General features: G+C 67.4%; 22 protein-coding genes. 10 read left to right on the top strand and 12 right to left on the bottom strand.

Features of this window, described 5'->3' with window-relative positions; all coding sequences use genetic code 11:
* Positions 1-61: 61 nt before the first annotated feature.
* On the top strand, positions 62-1,225 hold the full coding sequence (locus BKN37_RS09905; protein WP_071024995.1) for a PPE family protein: 1,164 nt from the start codon (positions 62-64) through the stop codon (positions 1,223-1,225).
* Between the two features lie 5 nt (positions 1,226-1,230).
* Here the strand turns inward: BKN37_RS09905 and BKN37_RS09900 are convergent, their stop codons facing one another.
* From BKN37_RS09900 to BKN37_RS09855, 10 genes are all read right to left on the bottom strand, one after another.
* Positions 1,231-2,031 (bottom strand): crotonase/enoyl-CoA hydratase family protein, encoded by an 801-nt coding sequence (locus tag BKN37_RS09900; protein ID WP_071024994.1) that lies wholly within the window; start codon positions 2,029-2,031, stop codon positions 1,231-1,233.
* Positions 2,028-3,173, bottom strand: coding sequence for a thiolase family protein (locus tag BKN37_RS09895; RefSeq protein WP_071024992.1), 1,146 nt, complete (start codon positions 3,171-3,173; stop codon positions 2,028-2,030). The genes BKN37_RS09900 and BKN37_RS09895 overlap by 4 nt, the downstream gene beginning before the upstream one ends.
* A gap of 149 nt (positions 3,174-3,322) precedes the next feature.
* Positions 3,323-4,585 (bottom strand): cytochrome P450, encoded by a 1,263-nt coding sequence (locus tag BKN37_RS09890; RefSeq protein ID WP_071024990.1) that lies wholly within the window; start codon positions 4,583-4,585, stop codon positions 3,323-3,325.
* Positions 4,582-5,796 carry a cytochrome P450 gene (locus BKN37_RS09885; RefSeq protein ID WP_071024987.1) on the bottom strand — a complete coding sequence of 405 codons (1,215 nt, stop codon included), beginning with the start codon at positions 5,794-5,796 and terminating at the stop codon, positions 4,582-4,584. Before BKN37_RS09885 ends, BKN37_RS09890 begins: the two co-directional genes overlap by 4 nt.
* 9 nt (positions 5,797-5,805) lie before the next feature.
* Positions 5,806-7,254, bottom strand: a complete 1,449-nt coding sequence (locus BKN37_RS09880) for an aldehyde dehydrogenase family protein (protein ID WP_071025011.1) — start codon at positions 7,252-7,254, stop codon at positions 5,806-5,808.
* A 16-nt stretch (positions 7,255-7,270) separates the two neighbouring features.
* Positions 7,271-8,155: an SDR family NAD(P)-dependent oxidoreductase gene (locus tag BKN37_RS09875; protein ID WP_071024985.1), complete on the bottom strand. Its 885-nt coding sequence runs from the start codon at positions 8,153-8,155 to the stop codon at positions 7,271-7,273.
* The gene (locus BKN37_RS09870; protein WP_071024982.1) at positions 8,148-9,272 is read right to left on the bottom strand and encodes a spirocyclase AveC family protein; all 1,125 of its coding nucleotides are present in this window, start codon (positions 9,270-9,272) and stop codon (positions 8,148-8,150) included. Before BKN37_RS09870 ends, BKN37_RS09875 begins: the two co-directional genes overlap by 8 nt.
* Positions 9,273-9,275: 3 nt before the next feature.
* Complete coding sequence (locus tag BKN37_RS09865) at positions 9,276-10,388, bottom strand: ABC transporter substrate-binding protein (RefSeq protein ID WP_071024980.1); 1,113 nt, start codon at positions 10,386-10,388, stop codon at positions 9,276-9,278.
* An 87-nt stretch (positions 10,389-10,475) separates the two neighbouring features.
* Entirely contained in the window at positions 10,476-11,279 is an 804-nt protein-coding gene (locus tag BKN37_RS09860; protein ID WP_095407042.1) for a CbbQ/NirQ/NorQ/GpvN family protein, read from the bottom strand.
* Between the two features lie 20 nt (positions 11,280-11,299).
* Positions 11,300-12,934: a nitric oxide reductase activation protein NorD gene (locus tag BKN37_RS09855; protein WP_242657183.1), complete on the bottom strand. Its 1,635-nt coding sequence runs from the start codon at positions 12,932-12,934 to the stop codon at positions 11,300-11,302.
* Between the two features lie 135 nt (positions 12,935-13,069).
* On the opposite strand from BKN37_RS09855, the gene BKN37_RS09850 reads away from it, so the two are divergent.
* Positions 13,070-14,017: an SDR family NAD(P)-dependent oxidoreductase gene (locus BKN37_RS09850; RefSeq protein WP_071024974.1), complete on the top strand. Its 948-nt coding sequence runs from the start codon at positions 13,070-13,072 to the stop codon at positions 14,015-14,017.
* A gap of 95 nt (positions 14,018-14,112) precedes the next feature.
* Here the strand turns inward: BKN37_RS09850 and BKN37_RS09845 are convergent, their stop codons facing one another.
* Positions 14,113-15,315 (bottom strand): cytochrome P450, encoded by a 1,203-nt coding sequence (locus tag BKN37_RS09845; protein WP_071024972.1) that lies wholly within the window; start codon positions 15,313-15,315, stop codon positions 14,113-14,115.
* 101 nt (positions 15,316-15,416) lie between these two features.
* Entirely contained in the window at positions 15,417-16,025 is a 609-nt protein-coding gene (locus tag BKN37_RS09840; protein WP_071024970.1) for a TetR/AcrR family transcriptional regulator, read from the bottom strand.
* A 282-nt stretch (positions 16,026-16,307) separates the two neighbouring features.
* Between BKN37_RS09840 and BKN37_RS09835 the strand changes: the two genes are divergently transcribed.
* From BKN37_RS09835 to BKN37_RS09800, 8 genes are all read left to right on the top strand, one after another.
* Positions 16,308-17,102, top strand: coding sequence for a spirocyclase AveC family protein (locus BKN37_RS09835; protein ID WP_071024967.1), 795 nt, complete (start codon positions 16,308-16,310; stop codon positions 17,100-17,102).
* A 353-nt stretch (positions 17,103-17,455) separates the two neighbouring features.
* Positions 17,456-18,292, top strand: a complete 837-nt coding sequence (locus BKN37_RS09830; RefSeq protein WP_071024965.1) for an MlaE family ABC transporter permease — start codon at positions 17,456-17,458, stop codon at positions 18,290-18,292.
* Between the two features lie 5 nt (positions 18,293-18,297).
* Positions 18,298-19,155 carry an ABC transporter permease gene (locus BKN37_RS09825; protein ID WP_071024962.1) on the top strand — a complete coding sequence of 286 codons (858 nt, stop codon included), beginning with the start codon at positions 18,298-18,300 and terminating at the stop codon, positions 19,153-19,155.
* 2 nt (positions 19,156-19,157) lie between these two features.
* Entirely contained in the window at positions 19,158-20,633 is a 1,476-nt protein-coding gene (locus BKN37_RS09820; RefSeq protein WP_071024960.1) for an MlaD family protein, read from the top strand.
* Positions 20,630-21,670 (top strand): MCE family protein, encoded by a 1,041-nt coding sequence (locus BKN37_RS09815; protein ID WP_071024958.1) that lies wholly within the window; start codon positions 20,630-20,632, stop codon positions 21,668-21,670. Before BKN37_RS09820 ends, BKN37_RS09815 begins: the two co-directional genes overlap by 4 nt.
* Positions 21,671-21,677: 7 nt before the next feature.
* Entirely contained in the window at positions 21,678-22,760 is a 1,083-nt protein-coding gene (locus BKN37_RS09810; protein WP_071024955.1) for an MCE family protein, read from the top strand.
* Positions 22,757-23,893: an MCE family protein gene (locus tag BKN37_RS09805; RefSeq protein ID WP_071025008.1), complete on the top strand. Its 1,137-nt coding sequence runs from the start codon at positions 22,757-22,759 to the stop codon at positions 23,891-23,893. The genes BKN37_RS09810 and BKN37_RS09805 overlap by 4 nt, the downstream gene beginning before the upstream one ends.
* On the top strand, positions 23,890-24,348 hold a 459-nt coding region (locus BKN37_RS09800; protein ID WP_131823559.1), incomplete at its 3' end, for an MlaD family protein. The genes BKN37_RS09805 and BKN37_RS09800, both read left to right, overlap by 4 nt.

The raw sequence follows: 24,348 nt of genomic DNA, 5'->3' as shown, positions 1-24,348 counted from the left end.
TTTCGGTAGCCACCCGATGACCAGGGGCTTCGTAGCGTGTGCAGCGACGGGAGGTGGAGCGATGGATTTCGGGGCGTTGCCGCCGGAGATCAACTCGGCCCGGATGTATTCCGGACCCGGGTCGGGCCCGATGCTGGCCGCCGCGGCGGCCTGGGACGATCTGGCCGCCAACCTGCAGTCGGCGGCCACCAACTACGCGTCGGTGATTGCCGGGCTGACCGGGCAGTGGACCGGCCAGGGGTCGGCGTCGATGGCGGCCGCCGCCAGCCCGTACGCGGCGTGGATGACCACGACCGCCGGCCAGGCCGAGCAGGCCGCCTCCCAGGCCCGGGCCGCTGCGGGCGCCTACGAGGCGGCGTACGCGATGACGGTGCCGCCGCCGGTGATCGCGGCGAACCGCAGCCAGCTGATGTCGTTGATTGCCACCAACATTCTCGGCCAGAACGCCCCGGCGATCGCGGCCACCGAAGCCCAGTACGGCGAGATGTGGGCCCAGGACGCCGCGGCGATGTATGGCTACGCGGGCAGTTCGGCGGCGGCCTCGACACTGACCCCGTTCTCCGCGCCGCAGCAGGTCGCCAACCCGACCGCCGCGCTGGCCCAGGGCACCGGCGCCTCCGCGGACGCGGGCAGCCAAGCGGCGCTGTCGCAGCTGGTGACCGCGATGCCGCAAACGCTGCAGAGCTTGGCCGCGCCGGTCACCGGGTCGGGATCGACGTCCGGCTCGTCGTCGCTGGGGTCGCTGTCGTCATTGAATTCGCTGATGATGCCGATGCGGATGGCGACGATGCCAATGAGCATGCTGATGCGGTTGCTGATGGGCGGCACCAACGGGGCCAAGGCGATGAGCGCCGGCGTGGGTGCGGCGGCGTCGACCGTCGCGGCCGGCGCCAGCTCCGGGGCACTGGGGTCGGCGGGCCTGGCGGGGCTGGGTCTCGGCGGTGGCGCGACGGTCTCGGCGGGGATGGGTCAGGCCAGCACGATCGGCTGGATGTCGGTGCCGCAGGCCTGGACCGCCGCGACGCCGGTGGTGAGCCCGGCCGCGGCCGCGTCGCCCGCACTCGCCAGCACCGCCGCCCCGGCCGTTGCGGCAGCCGAACCCGCGACGGTGCCGCCGATGATGCCGTTGGCGAACACGGCCGCTCGCGGCGTCCCCGGCGCGACCCTAGATACCCGGTTTTTGTTGCGGCCCAACATGTTGCCGCGCTCCCCGGTCGCCGGCTAAGCCGCTTAGCGGGCCTTCCACACCGGTGGGCGCTTCTGCGCGAACGCCAGCGGGCCCTCCTTGGCGTCCTCCGATTTCAGCAGGGTGCCGAATTCGCGGGTGGTGCGGCTCCAGCCCGGTTCCTCGTCGGGGATGATGCCGTCGTCGGCGCCGTAGGCGATCCGCTTGCTGGCCTGCACCGACAGCGGCGCGTTGACGGTGACCCGTTCGGCCAGCGCCAGCGCCGCCTCCAGCACGGTGCCGTCCGGCACCACCTGGTTGATCAGGCCCCAGGTGGCGGCGTCGGCCGCGCTGATCGGCTCCCCGGTGAACAGCATCTGCAGGGCCACCTTGCGCGGCAGCTGGTGCACGATGCGAAACACCCCGCCGGCCCCGGCGATCAGCCCGCGCTTGACCTCCGGCAGCCCGAACTGGGCGCGCTGTTCGGCCACCACCAGGTCGCTGGCCAGCGCCAGCTCGGTGCCGCCACCCAGCGCGGTGCCGTTGACCGCGGCGATGGTCGGTTTGTCGATGAAGTGGTGCACGTATCCGGCGAATCCCCACTCGCTGTGGTCGGGGTGAAACAGGTTCTCCCCCCGCGAGATCGCCTTGAGGTCGGCGCCGGCGCAGAACGATTTGTCGCCCGCGCCGGTGATCACCACCGCGCGCACCTCGGGGTCGTTTTGCGCCTGGGCCAACGCGTCGCCGACGGCGGTGCTCACCGCGGCGTTGACCGCGTTGCGGGCCTCGGGCCGGTTGATGGTGATGATCAGGACATTGCCGCGGCGCTCGGTGAGCGCACCCGGGGCGACGGGAGCCTCCGTCACAGCAACTCCAAAATGGTGGCGTTGGCCTGGCCGCCGCCTTCGCACATGGTCTGCAAGCCGTACTGAATGCCCTTGTCCCGCATGTGATACAGCATCGTGGTCATGATGCGTGCCCCAGAGCCGCCCAGCGGGTGGCCGAGCGCGATCGCCCCACCCTTGGGGTTGAGCTTCTTCTCGTCGGCGCCGATGTCGTGCAGCCAGGCCATCGGGACCGGGGCGAACGCCTCGTTGACCTCGAACACCCCGATCTCGTCGATGCTCAGCCCGGAGCGCTTGAGCGCCTTCTGGGTGGCCGGGATGGGCGCGGTCAGCATGATCACCGGGTCGGCGCCGGCCAGGGTCGCGGTGTGCACCCGGGCCAGCGGCTTGAGCCCCAGCGACTTGGCTTTCTCGGCCGACATGAACAGCAGTGCCGCCGACCCGTCGGAGATCTGGCTGGAGTTGCCGGCGTGGATCACCCCGTCCTCCTTGAAGGCCGGCTTGAGCTGCGCCATCTTCTCGATCGGGGTGCCGCGGCGGATGCCCTCGTCCTTGAGCACGACGTTGCCGTCCTGATCCTTGATGCCGACGATCTCGTCCTCGAACGCACCGGAATCCTGTGCGGCGGCGGCCTTCTCGTGCGAGGCCAGGGAGAATTCATCGAGGGCGGTACGGGAAAAGCCCCACTGTTCGGCGATCATCTCGGCGCCGATGCCCTGGTTGGGGGTTTGGCTGTAGCGGGTGCGGAACGCCTCCGGGTACGGGTGGCCGCCGTTGGCCAGCGAGGCGCCCATCGGCGTGCGCGACATCGACTCCACCCCGCCGGCGACCACCACGTCGTAGTGGCCGGCGACCACACCGGCCGCCGCGAAGTGCACCGACTGCTGGCTGGACCCGCACTGGCGGTCCACCGTCACCCCGGGCACGGTCTCCGGCCAGCCGGCGGCCAGCAGCGCGGTGCGGCCGATGTCGAGCGCTTGTTCCCCGGCCTGCATGACGCAGCCCCAGATCACGTCCTCGACGAGTTCGGGGTCGACGCCCGCCTTGCTCACCAGGCCGTTGAGGACCTGCGCGGACAGTTCGGCCGGGTGCACCCCGGACAGTCCGCCGTTGCGCTTGCCAATCGGTGAGCGCACTGCCTCGACGATGACGGCGTCAGCCATGGTCGTTCTCCTTTGAACTTGAGGGTCGTGCCTCGATTGTTGACCAACGGGTTGGACGGCCCGCAGCGGGGGTCAAATCCATGTCGACTGTGCGATCCGATACGCCCAAGCCTCGAGCGGCGTATCAAACCGCACACCCGCGAATGCTGTCAGCCGACCGGGTTGAACCGAAGATGCAACTCCTGCAGCCCCCGCATGATGAAGGTCGGCTCGTAGCTGTACCGGCGCGCCTCGGGCGGGCCGTGCTGCTCCTCGGAGATGCTGATGTCGGCCATCCGATCCAGGATCCGGTTCAGCGAGATCCGTCCCTCGGCGCGGGCCAGCGGCGCACCCGGGCAGGAGTGCGCTCCGCGGCCGAATGCCACATGCTCGCGCACGTTGGACCGGTCGATCCGGAATTGATCGGGCTCGTCGAACTTGCGCGCATCCCGGTTGCTGGCTCCGGGTAGCAGCATCACCGTGGTGCCGGCCGGAACGGTGGTGTCGCCGACCGTGGTCGTGGTCCGCGCCATGCGGAAATGCGATTTGACCGGGCTCTCGGTGCGCAGTGCTTCCTCCAAAAACACCGGGATGCGGCCGCGGTCCTCCCGCAGCAGCGCCTGGATGTCGGGGCGCTCGGCGATCACCCGCAAACCGGCGCTGAGCAACTTGACGGTGGTTTCCTGGCCGGCGGCGAACAGAAAGGTGGACACCCGCACCACATCGATGATCTCCGGCGTGGAGCCGTCCTCGTATTTCGCCTGCGCCAGTTCGGTTAACACGTCGCCGCGCGGTTCGTTGCGGCGGTCGGCGATGTAGGAGTAGAACTTGTCATCCAGCCACTGCAGCGGGTTGTGCGTCAGCGGATCGTCGTCGAGTGACCCCACCTGCTCGCCACCCAGCACCGTGCGGAATTCGTGGTGGTCGGCGGCGGGAACCCCCAGCAGATCGGCGATCACCAGCATCGAGAACGGTTTGGCGTAGTCCTCGAGGAACTCGCAGCGACCCGAGCCGACGAACTCGTCGAGTTGCTGGTCGGCCAGCCGCCACATGAAGTCTTCGTTCTCCTTGAGCCGCTTGGGGGTCAGCAGCCGACTCAGCAGCCCGCGGGTGCGGGTGTGCTCCGGCGGGTCCTGGGTGACGATGTGTTCGCTCATCGGGATCTGGTCGCGGTGCTGTTCGATCAGGGCGCCGACGTCGTCGCCGACCGGCTCGAACGACAGCCCGGAGAACGGCCCGGCCACCGACACGCACGAGGAGAACGCCGGGTCTTTGTACACCGCAAGGGCTTCGGCGTGCCCGGTGACCGCAAGCACCCCCTGGTGGGGTTCGTGCACGATGGGGCACTTGGCCCGCAGATAGTCGAAGTAGGGGTAGGGGTCGGGGATCAAGGACGGGTCGGTGAAGAAGTCGACCGATTCGAAGTCGCTCATTCGGCAGCCCCGAACAGCACCGGCAGCGAGGTCGGTGATCGGAACACCTGGCCGCGGATGTGCGGATCGCCACCGGCGGGATCCAGCCGAAGGTGCGGCAGCCGGTCCAGCAGCAGGTTGAGCGCGACCCGCATCTCCATGCGGGCCAGGTGCATCCCCAGGCACACGTGCACACCGTGCCCCCACCCGGTGTGCGACCGCGCCGAACGGAAGATGTCGAGGCGGTCGGGATCGGGGTGACGGTCCTCTTGGCGGTTGGCGGCCCCCAACATCGGCATCACCGAGGAGCCGGCGGGGATGTGCACCCCCGCCAGCTCGGTGTCACGGGCGGCCACCCGGGTGATCGTCAGCAGCGGCGGCTCCCAGCGCACCCCCTCCTCGATCGCCTGCGGCAGCAGCGACCGGTCGGCGCGCAGCGCGTCGAGCTGCTCGGGGCGGGAAAGCAACCCGAACAGCAGGTTACCCAGCGCACGGTAGGTGGTTTCGATCCCCGCCGGAAGCAGCAGCCGCAGAAACGAGAAGATCTCCTCGTCAGACAGTTTTTGCCCGTCGATTTCGGCCTGCGCCAGCCCGCTGATCAAATCGTCGCGGGGCTGCTCGCGGCGGGCGGCGAGGATCGGGGTGAAGTAGTCGCGCAACGCCTGCGAGGCGGCGCGACCCCGTTCGGGGTTGATGGTGAACGACAGCAGCGAGATCGACCAGCGCTGAAACTGTGGATAGTCCCGCTGCGGCAAACCCAGTAACCCGGCGATGATCTGGGTCGGGTAGTCGAAGTTGAACTCCTTGACCAGGTCGGCGTGCCCGCGGTCGGCGAACCGGTCGATCAGCTCGGTGCCGACCCGGCCCACCAGCTCGTCTTCCCAACGGGCCAGCGCCTTCTGGGAGAACGCCTTGGCGACCAGGGCCCGGTGCCGGCCGTGTTCGGGCTCGTCCATGCCCAACATCACATGCTTGCCGAGCACATCACCAAACGCGTCGATGATGATCGACGAGGAAAACGTCTCGTTGTCGCGCAGCATCGCGATGACGTCCTCGTGGCGGTACACGATGAACACCGGCTTGGATTCCTCGTGCGGCAGCACCGAGAAGTCGATGCGTTGCACGGGTTCCTCGCGCCGCAGCCGGGCCAGCTCGGTGTAGGGGTCGCGGACATCGCCAGACACCACGTCGTCGAAGGCGCCGAAATCGTCCAGGTCATCAAACAACTGCATGAGTGCTCCTTAGCCGGCCGGGTAGGCGACGGATTTGATCTCGGTGTACTGGTCGAAGCCGGCGACCCCGTTCTGGCGGCCGATGCCGCTGGCCTTGTACCCGCCGAACGGTGTGTCGGCGCCGTAGCCGGCGGCGCCGTTGACGCCCAGGAACCCCGCCCGTAGGCGTTTGGCCACGGCCAGACCGTGTTCCAGCGACCCGGACATGACGTTGCCGGCCAGCCCGTAGCGGCTGTCGTTGGCGATGCGCACCGCGTCGTCCTCGTCGTCGTAGGGAATGACGGCCAGCACCGGCCCGAAGATCTCCTCTTGGGCGATCGTCATCGTGTTGTCGACGTCGACGAACAGCGTTGGCTTGACGAAGAATCCGCGGCCGAGCCCGTCCGGCGGCTCGGCTCCCCCAACCAGGAGTTTGGCGCCTTCGTCGATGCCTTGCTCGATGTAGCCGCGGATGCGGCTGCGCTGTTTGGCCGAGATGACCGGGCCGCACAGCGTGGCCGGGTCTTGCGGGTCACCCGGCGCGACGCCCTCGTACATCCCCTGCAGGAGGGCGACGCCTTCGTCATACCGGGACCGGGGCAGCAGCAGCCGGGTGGGGTTGGCGCAGCCCTGGCCGGCGTGCATGCACGGCGCGATGCCCATCATGCAGCCCAACGCGAGGTCGGCGTCCTCCAACACGATCGTCGCGGATTTGCCGCCTAGTTCGAGGAACAGCCGCTTCATGGTGGCCGCGCCCTTTTCCATGATCCGCTGGCCGACCGCGGTGGACCCGGTGAACGAGATCAGGTCCACCTTCGGCGACACCGTCAGCTCCTCACCGACCAGGTGGTCGGAGGCGGTGACCACGTTGACCACCCCGGCGGGGATGTCGGTGTTTTCGGCGATCAGCCGCCCCAGGCGGGTGGCGTTGAACGGGGTGTCGGGTGCGGGTTTGAGCACGACGGTGTTGCCGGTGGCCAGCGCCTGACCGATCTTGTGGATGGTGACCTCGAACGGGAAGTTCCACGGCACGATGGCGCCGACCACCCCGACGGCCTCCCGCCAGATTCTGCGGGTGGTGTTGACGCCGGTCACCGAGACGAACGCGTCCCCCAGCGAGGTCTCCCACGGATAGTCGTCGATCAGGCCCGCCGGGTATCTCAGCGCATCGGACAGCGGCGCGTCGAGTTGCGGGCCGTGGGTGATGGCCCGCGGGCAGCCGACTTCCCGGATGAGTTCTTCGCGCAGCTCTTCCCGCTCGGCTTCCAACGCCTCCTGCAGTTGGCCCAGACAGCGTTGCCGGAACTTGTGATTGACGGACCAGTCGGTGTCGTCGAACGCGCGTCGGGCGGCGTCGATGGCCCGGCGCATATCCGCCACCGACGCGTCGGCGACGTCGCCGAGGACCTCTTCGGTGGCCGGGTTGATGTTGGCGAACGTGCCGGCCTGACCGTCGACCAGTTTGCCGTCGATCATCATCTTGGATTCTGGAATCTCAGCCATGGTTGTCCTTCGTCAACGCACCGAACCGCGGCAGGCCCATCATCACGCGGGTGATCTGGTGCAGCCCCGCGGCGGGAAGTATCCGGTTGGCGATCAACAGCATTCGCGCGTCGGGGCCGACCGAGCGCCGGACGAAGGGCGCCCGGGACTCCAGGGCTTTGGCCAATCCGGCCGCGAACCGTTGCGGGGAGCGGGCCGCGACCTTCATCGCAAACCGGCCGCGTTTGTCCATGGTGGCATGGTGCCGCGCGTAGGGCCCGGCGAAATCGCGGCAGTCGGTGGTGCCGGCGTCGGTGATGATCTCGGTGTCATACGTCCCGGTCACCAGGACGGTGACACCCAACCCGAACGGGGAGATCTCGCAGGCCAGCGATTCGCCCCACCGCTCCAAGGCGCCCTTGGCCGCCGAGTAGGCCGCGGTCGCCGGCATCCCGCGCACCCCGCCCTGGCTGGACACCAGCACGATGCGCCCTCGGCCGACGGCCCGCATCGACGGCAGCAGCGCATTGGTCAGCGCGACCGGACCGAAGACCGAGGTGGCAAACATGCGCTCCCACAGCGCGGCCGGTGTCTCTTCGGCCATCCCGGCCGCGGAGAATCCGGCGTTGTGAACCACCGCGTAGGGTGCCCCCACCGCCGCCTCGATCGCCTTGGCGGCGGCGGCCACCGAGGCCGAATCGGTGAGGTCCAGCGGGATCCCGATCAGCCGGGCATCGTCGTCGGACGCCCCGGTGGCGTGCCGCAGGGCCGGCAATCCCTTGTCCGGCGAACGCATCGCGGCCACCACCCGCCAACCGGTGCGGTAGAGATGGGCGGCGGACGCCAACCCGAGACCGCGCGAGGCACCGGTGATGACGACGCTGCGCGGCTCAGCCATGGACCGGTTTGCAGCGGGTGCCGTCGGCCGCCACCTGAACGTCGGGGCGGCCGTTCGGCTGGCCGCTCAGCCAGGTCGACCATTTACCCACCGAGTAGGGCCCCGGTTGCCCGTTGCGCTCGTAGAAGCCCTGCGGATCATAGACTTTGGCCTCCGGATACGGCCACGGGCAGGCCACCGACGTCGCGACGTGGGACATTTTGATCAGGGCGAACGTGCCGCCGTAGCAGAAGTAGCCCACGTTGATCAGGGCCAGCATCACCACGAACATGCCCAGGGTCGGGCGGGTGGCGAAGATCCTCGCCCGCTGGGCCAGCTTTTCGGCCACGGTGCGGCCGGTGTCGTCGCGGTACAGCAGCACCCCGGCGGGCACCATCACCAGGTTGACGGCCAGCACCTCGACGATGAACGGGAACTGGTAGGTCTCCCCGACGAACGCGGAACCGAACGGGATGACCTGGGAGTAGATGTACATCCCGGTGCGGACCAGGGTCATCTCCAGCGCCGCGTCCAGCACGATCCCGATCGGCAAAATGATGACCGCCAGGCTGATCAGCGGGTGGCGCCAGACGAACGAGTCGACCGGACTGCGCGCCTGAATGCGACGCAAGATCCAGATCGCCGGGAAATAGGGGCCGAGGTAGAACATGATGTAGCCCAGCACCAGGAAGGGTTCCACCGTGGGGGACAGGGATACCAGTGGCCAGTCTTCTGGCAAGTGGTACAGCTGCGGGTTGTACACCGCATACGGCGACCAGTTCATGATCGGGTCCTGCCACACGATCAGCGTCGTGACGATCCCCATCAACAGGGCCGGGTGATACGGGTGGCGACGCCAGGCCACCACGTAGACAGCGATGATGATCACCATCGTGACGATCGTGAACGCCTGCAACACCCCGAGCCAGTGCTGAAATCCGAACAGCGGCGCCACCGGCCGCGGCGCGCCGCTGACCTCGGGGTTGCGGATGCGATCGGAGACGGCACCCACCCGGGCGCAGTAGGCAAACGCGAAGCCCACCGCGAGGGCGGCCACGATTCCCAGACCGGCCCACGGCGAGCCCCGCTTGGGGGTGTCGACACTGGTAGCGGACGACACTGTCTGCTCAGCAGTCATCGGTTATTCCTCTCCGAAGCGGTCGACGAGATGGGAGTTGACGCCGTCGGGGTCGAGCTTGCGGGCCACCAGATAGCCGGCGCCCATCCAGGCCCGGCGCGTCCAGTTTCCGAACGACACCCGGGTACCCGGCGCCCCGGACGCCGCCGGCATCATCTTCACCCGCTCCAGGGCCTCCTTCACGCCGCGCGGACTCAACGGATGCGCGTCACTCAGCGCCCGCACCAACGTCATCGCGACGTCGCGGTTCACCACCGGCACACACCACTCCGGACGTCGGCCATAGGCCCGCTGGTATTCGTCGAGGAACGCCTGCCCGACCGGGTTGCCCTCGTCGTACTGGTCGACCCCGACCCAGCCCATGAACGCGTTCCACATGATCGGGTTGAGCCAGGCATTCTGGAACGCAGTGCTGGTGAACCGCGGCGGGTCCCAATCCAGCGCCTCCAGCGCCGGGTTGATGAACACGATCCCAAACCCGAAGCCGCAGTGCACGATCGCCGGTACTTTCGCTTCGTGTAACGCCTGCACCGCCGCCGAGACGTCTTGCGCGGTTTGCGCGATCGACGCTTCGGCCACGATCCGGATACCCTTGCGCCGGCACGCTTCGCGGAAGTTCTTCAGGTAGGTCTCGCCGACGAGCGATTGCTCCTTGAGCACACCGACCTCGCTGTGCCCGCCCTTGGCCAGCAGGTCCGACCAGAAGATCGGCTCGTCGGTCAGCGATCCCATCGCGAAGGAGAACACCCACTCCCCCAGCGCGGCGTCGGAGCCGGTGACGCTGATACACGGCACCTTGAACCGCTCCTCGATCGCCTCGCGGGTGGGCACCACGTTGTCGGTGATGTTCGGGCCGAAAATGACCAGGCAGCCCTCATCGCACAGTTCGCCGTAGGCGTCGATCACCGCCTTGACCGATCCCTTGGGCAGGCCCTCCACCTCGCGGTAGATGATCTCGATCGGCCGGTCCAGCAGCCCGCGTTCTCCTGCTTGTTTGAACACCAGGTCGAACGGTTGGGTCAGGTCTTCGAAGTATGTCTTCGGAAAGCCTTCGGGAAGCCGGAAGTCCATCAGATAACCGATTTTGATCGGCTCCGCGGTGCTCTCGTAGGACATCTCACCTCCGTTGACGCGGCACTGCGAACCCTCGCCACGTTTGGAACCTAATATTTGTTCAGACCCTAGCGTGGAGCCGGCGGACCGTCAATCACCGTGCCCGGCTTGGTCGGCCAGGTACGCGTCGATCATCTCGGCGAGGCCGCGGCTCACCAGCGAGTCGTCGGTGAGGGGCCCGGCGACGGCGGCAGCGGCCGCCGCACGGGGGCTCAATCCCTCGGCGATCAGCCGGGCGGCGGCGATCAGCACCCGGGTGGACGCCACCTCACGCAGCCCACCATCCTCCAAGCGCCGAATCGCCTGCCCTAGCCGCACCAGTGCCACGGCCTGGTCATGATCGACGCCGGCCTCGCAGGCGACGATCTTCTCCTCGATGTCGGGTGTGGGGAAACCGAACTCGATGGCCACCATCCGCTGACGCGTCGAGTCCTTGAGGTCTTTCAGCACGCTTTGGTAGCCCGGGTTATACGACACCACCAGACAAAATCCCGGTGCGGCGTCGAGGGTGATCCCCAGCCGTTCGATCGGCAGCTGGCGGCGGTGATCGGCCAGCGGGTGTAGCACCACGGTGGTGTCCTGGCGGGCCTCCACCACCTCGTCGAGGTAGCAGATGGCGCCTTCCCGCACCGCCCGCGTCAGCGGGCCGTCCACCCACTCGGTCTCCCCGCCCCGCAGCAGGAACCGCCCCACCAGGTCGGCGGTGGTTAAATCGTCATGGCAGGCCACGGTGATCAGCGGCCGGTCCAGGTCGTGGGCCATGGCCTCCACGAAGCGCGTCTTCCCGCACCCGGTGGGGCCTTTGAGCACCACCGACAGCCCTTGCCGGAACGCCGCTTTGAACACACGCTCTTCGTTACCGACCGGCACGTAGTAGGGACGCGGACCTGCCATGTTTCTCGACATCCTTCCTGTCACGCGACGCGTCGCCGCATGTCGGCTGAGCGCAGCGCCGAACGGAACAGCGGCCCGATCACCCGGCTCAGTTGGTCCAGTTGCGGAATGGTCGCGTGCGCGGCGCTGCCGAAGACCCGCCGCAGCTCCTCGGCATCGGTGGCGGCGCCGACGGTCAGGCACAGACATCCGATGCCCCGGCGCCGCGCCTCGGCGAGCGCGCGCCGCGCGTCGGCGGCACCGTAGCCCCGCTCGTAGCCGTGGTCGTAGGCCAGGCCGTCGGACAGCACGACCAGCAGCCGTCGTGGCGTGCCGCCGCGGCGCTCCACGACGATGGCGCCGTGGCGGATCGCCGCGCCCAGCCGTGAGTACGCACCAGGCCGAAGCCCACCCAGTCGCCGCAGCGCGGCGGCATCCCACGCGTCGTGGAACCGCTTGACCGGTGCCACATGCACGGCGGAACGGCCTTGGGAGTGAAACGCATACAGCGCGACCCGATCTCCCAGATCGTGAAGGGCGGTGGTCAGCGCCGCCGCCGCCGACCGCTGTTGCTCGTGCACGCTCTGATCGGCCGCGGCCGGCTCAGCGGTCGAACCCGAGATGTCGAGGAGGATCACGACGGACAGATCCCGTCGGCGGCGCAGGCTGTCGAGGTAGACCGCTTCGTCGGGCGCTGACCCGGCGATCGCCTCGACTCGCGCCTCGATCGCGGCATCGAGATCGACGTCGTCCCCCTGCACCTGTCGGTGGCAACGATCCAAGCCCACGCCGAGCCGGGCCAGTCGTCGCCGCACGCGACGATCGGCCAACCGCGGCGGCGCGGGGTCCTCGCGGTCCGGCGCGATCTCGTGCACCGTGCACCAGTCCCGCCGGTAACGGTGCTGCTGCACGTCCCATTCGGGATACCTGGTTCCCGCGGTGTCGCCGGCCGTCGCGGCATCGTGGGCGGCGACGTCCGCTGTTGACACCACGGCCGCGGCGCCGCTGCGGGTGCCCGACCGGGTGCGATGCGTGGGCGCATCCGCGCCCGGTGGTCCGTTGCCGCCCAGCCGACGCACCGCCGCCAGCAGCTTGGTGAACAGCCGGCCCGCCGCGCCCCCGCCGCCCACCGGACTGGAAAACACATCCGTGACGTCGTCGGGATCGCTGTGCTCGTCTCGGAGGTCGACCAGCTGAGTGCGCCGTCGGCGGGGCGCGTGAATATTGCCCGGATCGGCTGCTGCACGGCTCCTCGTCGCGGCCAACAGCTTTCGCGGACGGATGACCCCGAACACGTCCGGCGGGTCGCCGGTGGCCGCATCGCCGCTGGCCAGGGCCAACGACGTCGCGGGCGAATCGCTACGGCCGGCGGCCTCGTGGTCCATGAGCTTTCCCGCTGCTGGCGGCAACAGTTCCGCATTGGCGGCCAGCGCCCGGCGCCCCTCGATCGCGAGGTAGCGGGTCGCCACTGCGCGCCGCCCGGCCAGCTTCCGGACGAGGGCGGCCTCCAGGCTTCCCGCCGCCAGCAGGCTGGCCTGCACCGCCACCGCCTGGAGTTGGCGAGCCGGATCGGCGCCGGCGTCGACGAATATCGTGGTCCCGTCGGTCCAGGTTGGCTCACCGGCGTCGGCCGCCGCCACCTGCAGGGCGCGACCAGATAGCGCAGATGCCAGCATGTTCCACCGCTTCAGGGCATCAATCGCTTCTGGCTGGTGTGCCACGGATTTCCTCATCCACCAGTTGACCAAATATCTGTTCCACCGTAGAGTCCGGCGGGATCCCAGTCAATCGGCAAAGGCATAGGTGGACGGATGATCGATTTCGCGGATCAGGTGGTGGTGGTGACCGGCGCCGGTCGGGGGCTCGGCCGGCTGTATGCGATCGAATTGGCCCGCCGCGGCGCCGCGGTGGTGGTCAATGACCTTGGTGGGTCGATGCACGGCGCCGGCGCCGACGCTAGCGTGGCCGACCTGGTCGTCGACGAGATCCGCCACGCCGGGGGCGTTGCGGTGGCATCCCATGATTCGGTGGATAACCGCGAGGGCGGCCAAGCGATCGTTGCGACCGCTGTCGAGCGATTCGGTCGCCTAGACGCGGTGGTCAGCAACGCAGGCATCTTCACCAGCATTCCGTTCGAGGAGTTGTCCACCGAGGACTGGCGGCACATGTTGCGGGTGCACCTCGACGGCGGCTTCTATCTAAGCCAGCCCGCGTACCGCGTCATGAAGAAGCAGGGCCACGGCCGGTTCGTGTTCATCTCGTCCTCGGGCGGGTTGTTCGGCCAGCCGCTGGAAGCGCACTATGCCGCGGCCAAGGCCGGCCTAGTCGGGCTGGCCAACGTCCTCGCGATCGAAGGTGCGCCGCACGGCATCTTGGCCAATACGGTGCTGCCCTTCGGGTTTTCGCGGATGGTCACCGAAACCGTCGCCGACCCGAAAACCCTCGAAGAAACCGGCTTCTTGAAGGTGATCCGGCCCGAGTTGGTAGTGCCGATCGTGGTGCACCTCGCCAGTCGCGCTTGCACGGTCACCCACCACAACTACTCGGCGTGCGCCGGCCGGTTCGCCCGTGTCTTCGTCGGCCTCGGACCGGGCTGGCTCGCCGAGCCGGGCAGCACCCCCACCGCCGAGGACATCGCCGCGCACCTGGCCGAGGTGTCCGCGACCGAACCGTTCACGGTGCCGGCCTCGATCTTCGACGAGGTGTTCGGCGTATGCGAACGGCTCGGCGTGGGCGTCTCTGCTGAAATCGACGTCTAAACGGCCGAACAACCCCTTTCTCGGGGCTATATGCCAATCTGGACGTCGATTTCAGTAGCGCGGCCGGATAGCCCCGCCGGTGAGCGTCACCAGCATTATCGGGTCACCACCGGTAGCCGCGCCCAGCCGCGCACGCTGGCGGTGTGCGCGCGTTCGGCGTTGGCGTAGTCGACGTCCCACTCGGGCCAGCGCTTGAGCACTTCTTCGAAGGCCACCCGCGCCTCCAGCCGGGCCAGGGCCGAGCCGAGACAGAAGTGCAGGCCCTGGCCGAAGCTGAGGTGGCCGCCGCGGCGGTGCATGTCGAAGCGGTCCGGGTCGGCGAAGTGTCGTGGGTCGCGGTTGGCAGAACCGTTCAACAGCAACATGAACGACCCTTCCGGAACCAGGCGGCCGTAGTGCTCGGCGTCGCGGGCGACGTAGCGGGCCTGCACCGGGGACGGTGCTTCGTAGCGCAGGGTTTCTTCGATCGCGCCCGGGATCAGGGCTGGATCGGTCACCAGTTCGCGGCGTTGCTCCGGGTGATCCGACAGCAGTTGCCCCATGAACCCGATCAGCCGGGCGGTGGTCTCGTTGCCGGCGCCGGCGATCATCGCGGTGTAGGACAGCACCTCGGTGCGCGACAGCGGGCGCCGGGTACCGTCGGGTTCGTCGATCTCGGCCCGCAGCAGCTCGGTCATCAGGTCATCGGAGGGATGGTTCGCCCGCCACTCGATGTACTCGGCGAACATGACGATGGTGTCGGCGAACATATTCGCATTCACTTCACCGGGTTTTCGGCCCGCTGCCACGTCGATGAAGGCTCCGTTGCGATCCCGGATCGCCTCTTGGTCCTGCTCGGGGATGCCCAGCAGATAGCCGATAGTGCGCATCGGCATCATCGCCCCCAGGTCGGCGATGAAGTCGAACCCGCCGGCGCCGATGAGCGGATCCAACTCCCGGGCACAGAATCCACGGACCAGGTCCTCGACCGCCAGCATGCGTCGCGGGGTGAAGACGCGCGACAGCAGGCGGCGGTGCAGATCGTGCAGCGGCGGATCCTCAAACAGCAGAATGCCCGGCGGGACTTCCAGGTTGTTGAACAAGATGTCGGCGGTGGTGCCGCGGCCGGACCGGTAGGTCTCCCAGTTCGGCAGCTCACGGGCCACGTCCTCGTACCGGCTCAGCGCATAGAAGTTGTACTTTTCGTTGTAGTACAGCGGCGTTTCTTCGCGCATGCGCTGCCACACCGGGTAAGGGTTGTCGTCGATGCCGACGTCGAATGGGTCGTAGTACAACTCGACCGCGCTGGCGCCCGTCATTGTCGTGTCCCTTCAGCGGAACCGAATTGGAACAAATATTTGGGTGGTGACGGTACCGGCGCCCGCCCGGGAGTGTCAATGCGCGACAGCGCGGGTCGTGTTCACTCGGTGCGGTGCAGAAAGCCGTGCAGGCTCGCCTGGGTGAGCTCCTCAACGATCACCTCCCGCGACGGCGGATTGGGCCCGAAGTAGGTCGACCGCAAGGCCGCCATCCCCGCGATCATCGCCACCGTGGAATGGGCCGGCAGGTCGGGGTGGGCCGACCCGATCGCGCGCAAGTTCATCCCCTCGGCGCTGATCTGGCCCAGCACGGTGAGCGCTCGCCGGATGTCGGCAATACCGGTGTCGGCCATTTCCTCTTCGCTGAGCGCATCCGCGGCCATGAGGGTCACCAGCAGGCCCTGGTGTTCGACGAACACGTCATAGAGCTGGCCGACAAAGTGGCGGGCCAACTCATCCTCGCTGGTCTCCTCGGGGACGACCGACCGCCAGGTTCGCCCGAACTCGTCGATGAAGCCGGTGAAGGGCAGGACGAGCGCCTCGCGGAACAGCGCCGCCTTCGACCCGAAGTGGCGGAACAGCAGCGCCTCGGTGACGCCGGCCGCCTCGGCGATCTCCCGCGTCGTGGTGCTGCGGTAGTCCCGGCAGGCGAAGAGGACCCGGGCGGCGTCGAGCAGCAGGCGCCGCGGTGCGCCACGGGGCCTGCGCATCGCCGGGGCCGTGGCGCGCGGCTTCTTGGCCGGAGGTCGCTGGGGCACCGTTGTTTCACTCCTCGAACCGCGCTCGACTCTTGACGCCCTTCAAGATAGCCGCCACTATCTACATTTAGGATAGTCGCCACTATCCACAGATCGAGCTCGTATCGAAAGAGGCTGGGACGTGGGCGCTCTCATCATGCTGGGCACACTATTCGGATTGATCGCCCTGCTGTTTGGCGTCGTGCTGCATTACGATCCCGAAGCGCGCCGCACTCAGCGGCCGGAGACCGAGCGATGAGCACCGGATTGACTCCCCTGCTGACGGCGGGCATTGCCTTCGCCTACGTCGGTGGCATCGGGTTTGTGATCATCGGCGGGTACCTCACCGTTCGGCAACGGCGCCTGCACCCGCTACTACTGCTGTGCGTCTCGGCGATCTCGTTCTCGTGGATCGAGGCGCCCTACGACTGGGCGATGTATGCGCAGTTCCCGCCCGCGCTACCCCGCATGCCGTCCTGGTGGCCGTTGAACATGACGTGGGGCGGCCTGCCCTCGCCCGTCCCCGTCGGCTACATCTCCTACTTCGTGCTGCCCGCCGTGCTCGGCGCAACACTCGGCCGCTGGCTGTCCGCGAAGCTCCAGTGGCGCAGACCCATCACCCTGCTCAGCGTGGGCCTCGTTGTCGGGTTCTGCTGGGCCTTCCTGTTCAACGCGATCCTGGGGGCCCGGCTGGGCATCTTCCACTACGGCTATGTGATTCCCGGACTAGCGCTGTCGGAGGGCACCAAGTACCAGTACCCGATCTACGACGCCCTGGCCATGGGTGTGCAAATGATGGTCTTCACCTACCTGCTCGGCCGGACGGACGCGGAGGGGCGCAACGTCATCGAGGTGTGGGCCGACAAACGGTCGACCAGTCGGCTGCAATCGTCGGTGCTATCCGTCATCGCGGTCGTCGTGATCGGGAACGCGCTGTACGGGGCGGTCTTCGCGCCCCATCTGGCCACCAAGCTCGGCGGGTGGGTGACCGCGGGGCCCACCGCTCCACTGTTCCCGGGCGTACCGAACCAACCGTTCGCGGACCATTAACCAAAGAATTGCCCCGCGCGTCAGCGCCGTCGATCGTCGATGGCACCGATCAGGCGGTAGTCGATTGGCGGCCCTCCAGCCGTGGACAACGCTGCCATACCGAACAACAACGCGCCGCCGGCGGATGCGGAATCCAACCGTTGACCGCACCCTGATCGCACGATAGGCTCCGCTGACGAAACCAAATATTGGGTCCGTAATGCCGAGATCTTCGGCATACCGCTGTTGCTACGAGGAACCGTCGTCGTCCGCAGGTCGGTCATCGCCTTGCGCCCGGCGGCGCCTTTCGGGACGCGATCGCCGAGCAGAACTGGGAGGGTCCGCTGACTGTCACATCGGAGCGGGAAGAAGATATCGACGGGGGTTGGGCGGTCACCGAGGTCGGAGCGTGGGTTCGGTCCTACATCCAGTCGCATCCACTGCAATCACTGGGCACGGTAGGCGGTCAGACAACCCTCGGTATCCGCACCGTGCAGTATCTGTTCATCGACTTGTGCACCGGACGCTTCGCCGTATCGGAGTTCGTCAAGCAGGCCGCGTTTATGGCGGGTACCGCCTTGCTGCCCACCCTCCTGGTGACGATCCCGGTCGGGGTGACGCTGTCCATTCAGTTCGCCGTACTGGCCGGGCAAGTCGGCGCCGAGTCGCTTTCGGGTGCGGCCAACGGGCTGGTGGTAATCCGGCAAGGCGCTCCCCTGGTGGCGGCGATATTGCTCGCCGCGGCGGTCGGCTCAGCGGTGAGCTCGGACCTGGGCTCCCGGACGATGCGCGAAGAAGTGGACGCGATGGAGGTGATGGGGGTTTCGGTGATCCGCCGGCTCGTCGTGCCCCGCTTCGCCGCGCTCATTTTGGTCGGGGTCGCGCTGACCGGCCTGGCGACATGCGCCGGCTTCTTCGTCGGCTACCTGTTCAACGTGTACATGCAGAACGGCACCCCGGGTTCGTTTGTCGCGACCTTCGCCTCGTTCGCGACCGTCGATGACCTGGTCCTGGCCCTGGCCAAGGCCATCGCGTTCGGCGCGATCGTCGCGGTCGTGGCCTGCCACAAGGGCTTGGACACCCGCGGTGGGCCGGCGGGGGTCGCGAACTCGGTCAACGCCGCAGTGGTCGAATCCATCCTGCTGTTGATGATCGTCAACGTCGGCATGAGCCAGCTGTATCTGCTGCTGTTCCCCAAAGCGAGCTTGTAACCGCGATGACCGTAGCCATCTACCGCCCCTTTGCGGTCCGCCAAATCCTTCGAGCGGCCGACTATGCGTGGCTGCCCATCGCCCGGGCAGGCCACCTGCTGGACTTCATTTGGCGGGTCGTGGTGGCGGTCCCCGTCATGCTGGCCCGCTACCGTCGGGAGTTCATCCGCAATCTCTGCGACATCGCCTGGGGCAACGGCGCGCTGGTGGTGGGCGGCGGCACGATGGGCGTGTCGGTGGTGTTGGGGATCACCGCCGGCGCACTCCTCGCGATCGAGGGCTACAACGCGCTGAATCTGCTGGGTCTGGGCCCGGCCACCGGGCTGCTGTCCTCGTGGGGCTCGACCCGCGAATTGGTGCCCGTGATGATCGCTATCGCGTTCACGACCCAGGCCGGTTGCCGTTTCACCGCCCAACTGGGCGCCATGCGCATCGCTGAAGAGATCGACGCGATGGATGCGCTGGTGATCAAACCGATTCCCTACCTGGTCACCACCCGGGTCGCGGCGTCGGTGGTGGCTGCCATTCCGCTGTTCCTGGTCTGCCTGGCAGCGGCATACCTTTCCGCGCAGGTCGTGGTCAGCATGATCGCCGACACCTCTGCCGGTACCTACCGGCACTACTTTGCGTTGTTCAGCAGCGGGCGCGACGTCTTCTACGCGACGATCAAAGGGGTCGTTTTTGTGTTCTTCGCTGCGGTCATTCAGTGCTACTACGGCTATTACGCTTCGGGCGGACCGCAGGGGGTGGGGGTGGCGGCCGGCCACGCGATGCGGGCCACCATCACCGTGGTGATCATCTTGAACGCGCTGCTGACGATGGCGATGTGGGGCGTCAACGCCGGGGCAAGGTTCGGTGGCTGACGATGCCCAATGCGTTCGACGCCAATGACCGCGGCCCGTCCAACCCCCGATTGTTCGTCACCGGTCTGGTCCTGCTGGTGATTGTCACGGTCGCCGTGACCCTGCTGATCGCACAATCCCAAGGCGCCCTGCAGCATTCCGTGCGGGTCAGCGCCGAACTGGTCAACGTCGGCGACGGCCTGCCGGTGAAGTCCGACGTGAAGTTCCGCGGTGTGCTCGTCGGGTTCGTGTCAGCGGTCACTCCCGCGTCGGCGGGCCACCCCAACATCGTGCGTCTTGACCTCAGCCCGGAGTACGCCCCCGGCATTCCGGACACCGTGACCGCCCGCGTGGTGCCGTCCAACGTGTTCGCGGTGTCGTCCGTGCAGCTGGTGGACAACGGCACACGCTCAGCACCGGTGCGATCCGGCATGGTGATAACCGAAGACAAGACCTTGCCGACCGTGCTGTTCCAGACCACGTTGAACAAATTCCGTCAAGTACTCGCGTCCGTGGGCCGTCAGCCCACCGCCGACAGCGTCGGATGGCTGACCGCGTTGGGCGAGGCCACCAGCGGCCGTGGCAACCGGCTCCGGGACGCCGGCCGTGGTCTCAACGAGATCGTCGACGAGCTCAACACCGTCGTCACCGGCGACGAGGTGGGGCCGTCGACAATGTCCGCGCTCACCGCCGCGACCTCGGCGCTGGGGCAAGCCGCGCCGGAGCTTCTCGACGCCCTCGACGGCGCCGTCCAACCGATGCGCACACTCGCCGAAAAGCGGTCGGTTCTCACGCATCTGCTGTCGTCCGCGTTGGGCACCGTCGGAGTGCTCGGCGATGCCTTCGACCACAACACCGACCGGATGATCGACATCTCCTCGCAGCTGACACCGGTGGTCGGCGTTCTCAGCGATCACGCCGACACCCTGCACGCGATCTCTACCCGGCTGACGACACTGGTCAGCCGGGTCATGGACATCGCGTGGAATCCCGACACCAACCAGCTCCAAGCCAAAGCCGTCGTCTCATTGAACCCCACCCGGTCCTATGTGCGGGCGGACTGCCCGCGCTACGGCGACATGGCCGGACCCAGTTGCTTGACCGCTCCCGAGGTCCCGACGGCGCCAGCGCTGGCACCCTCGCTTGAATCCCGCGGGTTTCCGCTGCCTCCCGGAGTTTCAGAGAACCGGCCCAATTTCGCGCCGCCCCGGGGCTCGGTCGCAGCGCCGGACGACGCCCCGGGGGTGGAATCACCCGAGCCCGTGCCGCCCACCGAGAGTCTGCCGCCCGAGGGACTACCGCCGCCCCCACCGGGTCCCGCGCAGCCCCAGGCGGCGGTGATCGGCGGCAACGTCGGACCGGTCGGCAGCAGCACGGAGAAGCAGCAACTGGAGGTCATTATGGGCGACCCGGTCACCAGTGCAACCCAGATTCTGCTCGCGCCGGTGGTGCGCGGCGCCGCGGTACGGCTTAGGACAAGCACCGGTGGTGGCAAATGAGATACCGCAAGGCGCTACTCGGTCTGAGCGTATTCCTGGTGGTGTCCAGCACCGCGACGTGGCTGGTGCTGGTCACCCTGCGCCGCGAAGTCAGCGGTCCGACGAACACCTACACCGCGGTGTTCACCGACATCTCCGGTCTGCACGCCGGTGACGATGTCCGCACCGCTGGTGTTCGGGTGGGACGTGTCGACAGCGTCGACTTGGATGGCACCCTCGCGAAGATCACGTTCCGAGTGCCGAAGACCCAAGTCCTCTACGACGACACCACCGCGGCGGTGACCTATCAGAACATCATCGGCCAGCGCTACCTCGGCCTCTCCCCCGGAGCCTCTCACTCCCACACCCGGTTACCCGATCGCGGAAGCATCCCCGTCGAGCGCACCCACCCGTCGTTCGATATCTCGTATCTACTCAACGGATTCGAGCCGCTGTTCACCCTATTGAGCCCGCAACAAGTGGACAACCTGACCGCCGGCATCATCCAAGCGTTACAAGGTGATTCCGCGTCGGTGGTGACGGTGATCAACCAGACGTCGGCGTTGGCCGAGTCGCTCGCCGGGCCCGATCAGGTTCTCGGTGACGTCATCGGCAATCTCAACGAGGTGACCGCGATCCTGGCCCGCCAAGACCGCGACCTGCAAGCCGTAATCGACTACTCCCGCACCGCCTTGGCGACACTGGCCACCCGGCGCGACGAGTTGACGGCCTCGACCGGTTCGATCACCCAGGCGATCGATCGGCTGTCGACGATCATGGCCGCCGTCTATCCCGACCTGGACGAACTGCTTCACCGCGAGCCCGGCTTCATCGGTCATCTCACCGGCGAGGGACGGCAGCGGTTCGCCCATTACGGCGCAAATCTTGTCCTGGTTCTCAAAGGTCTGGCTCGAGCATCCCAGGACGGCAGCTACATTGACGGCTACATCTGCGACATCAACGCCACGATCTTCGCGTTCCTGGGGCGGCTGATCCCCGGTATCGTCCGGCTCGCGTCACCGGGCAACATCGTCCAACATTCGCCGATCTGCAGGTAGGGATGCGATGCTGCTCCGACTGAAACGCCCGCTCGAGGAGTACAACGCCATCTGGGTGGGGACCGTCACCGTTGCGGTGCTGGCCGTGGTGATCACCGCAATCGTCGGCATCGGCAAATTGTCTCTGGGCCACCGCGAGTATCGGGCCGAGTTTGCCCAGGCCGCCCAGGTCAATTCCGGTGACCAGGTCACCGTGGCGGGAATCGAGGTGGGCGCGGTGACGGACGTCGCCCTCACCGGCAACCACGTCACGGTGACGTTCACCGTCCGCAACGGGGTACGGGTGGGCAACCAGTCACGGGCCGCCATCAAACTGACCACCCTGCTGGGGCGCCGCTACCTCGAGTTGTCCCCGGCCGGTGACGGCGAACTCCCGTCCCGCACCATCGCGCTGGCCCACACGTCGGTGCCCTACAACCTGCAGGACACGCTGGCTGACGCGACGACCACCTTCGAACAAGTCGACGCCGACCGCGTCGCCGCGTCGCTGTCCGAACTGAGCGACGGCCTCACCGGTGTCCCCGAGGCGCTCCCGCAGGCCCTGCAGAACGTCAAATCCCTGGCGGCGGTGGTCGCTTCGCGTCGCGACCAGATCGGCTCGCTGCTCAAGAACGTGGACACGATCACCCGGGTGATCCGCGACCAGAAGGCAGACCTGGGCGCACTGGTGATCCAGGGCCGGGATCTACTGCAGACCGTCACGTCCCGGCAGACCGTGGTGCACCGACTGTTCGCAGGCACCACGGCGTTGGTCGACACCTTGAAGACGATCCTCGACGACGAACCCGCGTTCAACGAACTACTGGCCAACCTTCAGCAATTCGCCCAGATGGCCGCCCAACACGACGCGCTGGTCCGCGACACGCTGCAGGTGATGCCGGTGGCCTTCCGCAATCTCGCCAACGCCAGCGGCAGCGGCACGGCGCTCGATATCAATCTGCCCGCCGGGATACTCGTCGACTCGTGGATGTGTGCGCTCAGTGGACGCGCCCAACAGTTCGGGCTGGCGCAATACTTCACCGATTGCCAACCCACGGCGGATCCATTTCCTGGTTGGCCGCCACCGGACCCAGCGAGGCTACCGCGATGAGCCGCCACTTTACCCACGCCAAGCCGATCGCTATCGGGCTCGCCGTTGTCGCATTCGCCGGGATCGTCCTCTGGTACCTCACTTCCGGGGAACGGCACCGGCCGCTGACGGTGACCGCGCAGTTCGAGAACGCCGTCGGGCTCTACGAGGGCAACGCGGTCTCGGTGCTGGGCATGCGGGTAGGGAAGGTCACGAAGATCACCCCCACGGACAGCTACGTCGAGGTGAAGTTCGTCATCGACAAGGACGTCAAGATACCCGCGGACGTTCAGGCGGTCACCGTCAACACGTCCATCCTGACCGACCGGCACATCGAGCTGACACCCGCGTACGGTGGCGGACCCACGCTGCGTGACGGGGACGTCGTCAGCCTTCCCCGCACCAGAACACCCGTCGAATTCGATCGCACCCTGGCCATGGCCGACAAGCTGTCCCGCGCCTTGGGCGGCGACAACCAGGGCCAGGGCCCACTCGGCAACCTGATCGGGATCGGCGCCAAGATCTCCTCCGGCAGCGGACCGGACATCAAGGCGGCCCTCGACCAACTGTCCCAGGCACTGCGGCTCAGCGGGGATGACGGGGCCGCCACCAAGGAGACGGTTCAGTCGATCGCGACCAGCCTCGCCGACCTGACCCAGGCCGCCGCGGACAACGACACCGCGATCAGGGAGTTCGGTTCGAACGTCCGCACACTCAGCGATGTCGTCGCCGCCGAGAACCTCGGTGCGGGCAGCACCGGCGCCAAGATCAACCAGATCCTCGACCAGGCCACCGCGCTGCTGGAGAAGAACCGCGACAAGCTCAAAGACACCGTCGGTGATTTTGGCGACCTCACCGGCACGCTCACCGACTACCACCGCGAACTCGAAGAGATCATCGACGTTTTACCGCTGGTGGGCACCAACATCTACAACGCGGTGGACCGCAACGGCAACACCCTGCGGCTGCACCCCACCCTCGACAAACTTCTGCTCAACGGCCAGATGGCCAAGGAGATCTGCAATCTGGCCGGCCTCAAAGACTTGGGCTGTGCGACGGGGACCGTCGCCGATAATGCGCCCGAGTTCGGCACCACCTTCTTCGTGGACGGAATGACGGGCATGCTCGAACATATGGCGGGAGTTGGGGGATGACGCGTCGTCGAGGTGCCGCGGCCCGCGCAGTGTGCGCGGCCGGATTGACGGTCGTGTTGGCCGGCTGTGCAACCGGGCTCGGCAGCGTTCCGCTGCCCGCGCCCGGCCATATCGACGGGAACATCACGGTGACAGCCGTGTTCGCCAACGCGACGAACCTGCCCGTGAAAGCGAAGGTGAAGCTCAACGGCGCCGACGTCGGCGAAGTCGAATCCATCGACGCCCAAGACTTCGCGGCACGCGTGAGGATGAAGGTCAGCGGCGACACGCCGCTGTACGCCGACACCATTGCCGAGTTGCGTTCGGCGACACCACTCGGCGATATCTTCGTCGCCGTGCGACCCGGGCCAAACCCGGACGCCGCCCGGCTGCGCGACGGCGACACCATCGACTTGGACCACACGACGTCCGCCGCCACCATCGAGGACGTGCTCAGCTCGGCCACGCTGCTGGTC

It is taken from the genome of Mycobacterium talmoniae (assembly GCF_001854525.1).
Lineage (GTDB): Bacteria > Actinomycetota > Actinomycetes > Mycobacteriales > Mycobacteriaceae > Mycobacterium > Mycobacterium talmoniae.
The sequence above is the reverse complement of the archived record's forward strand: the minus strand, read 5'-3'. Positions and strand labels throughout refer to the sequence as shown.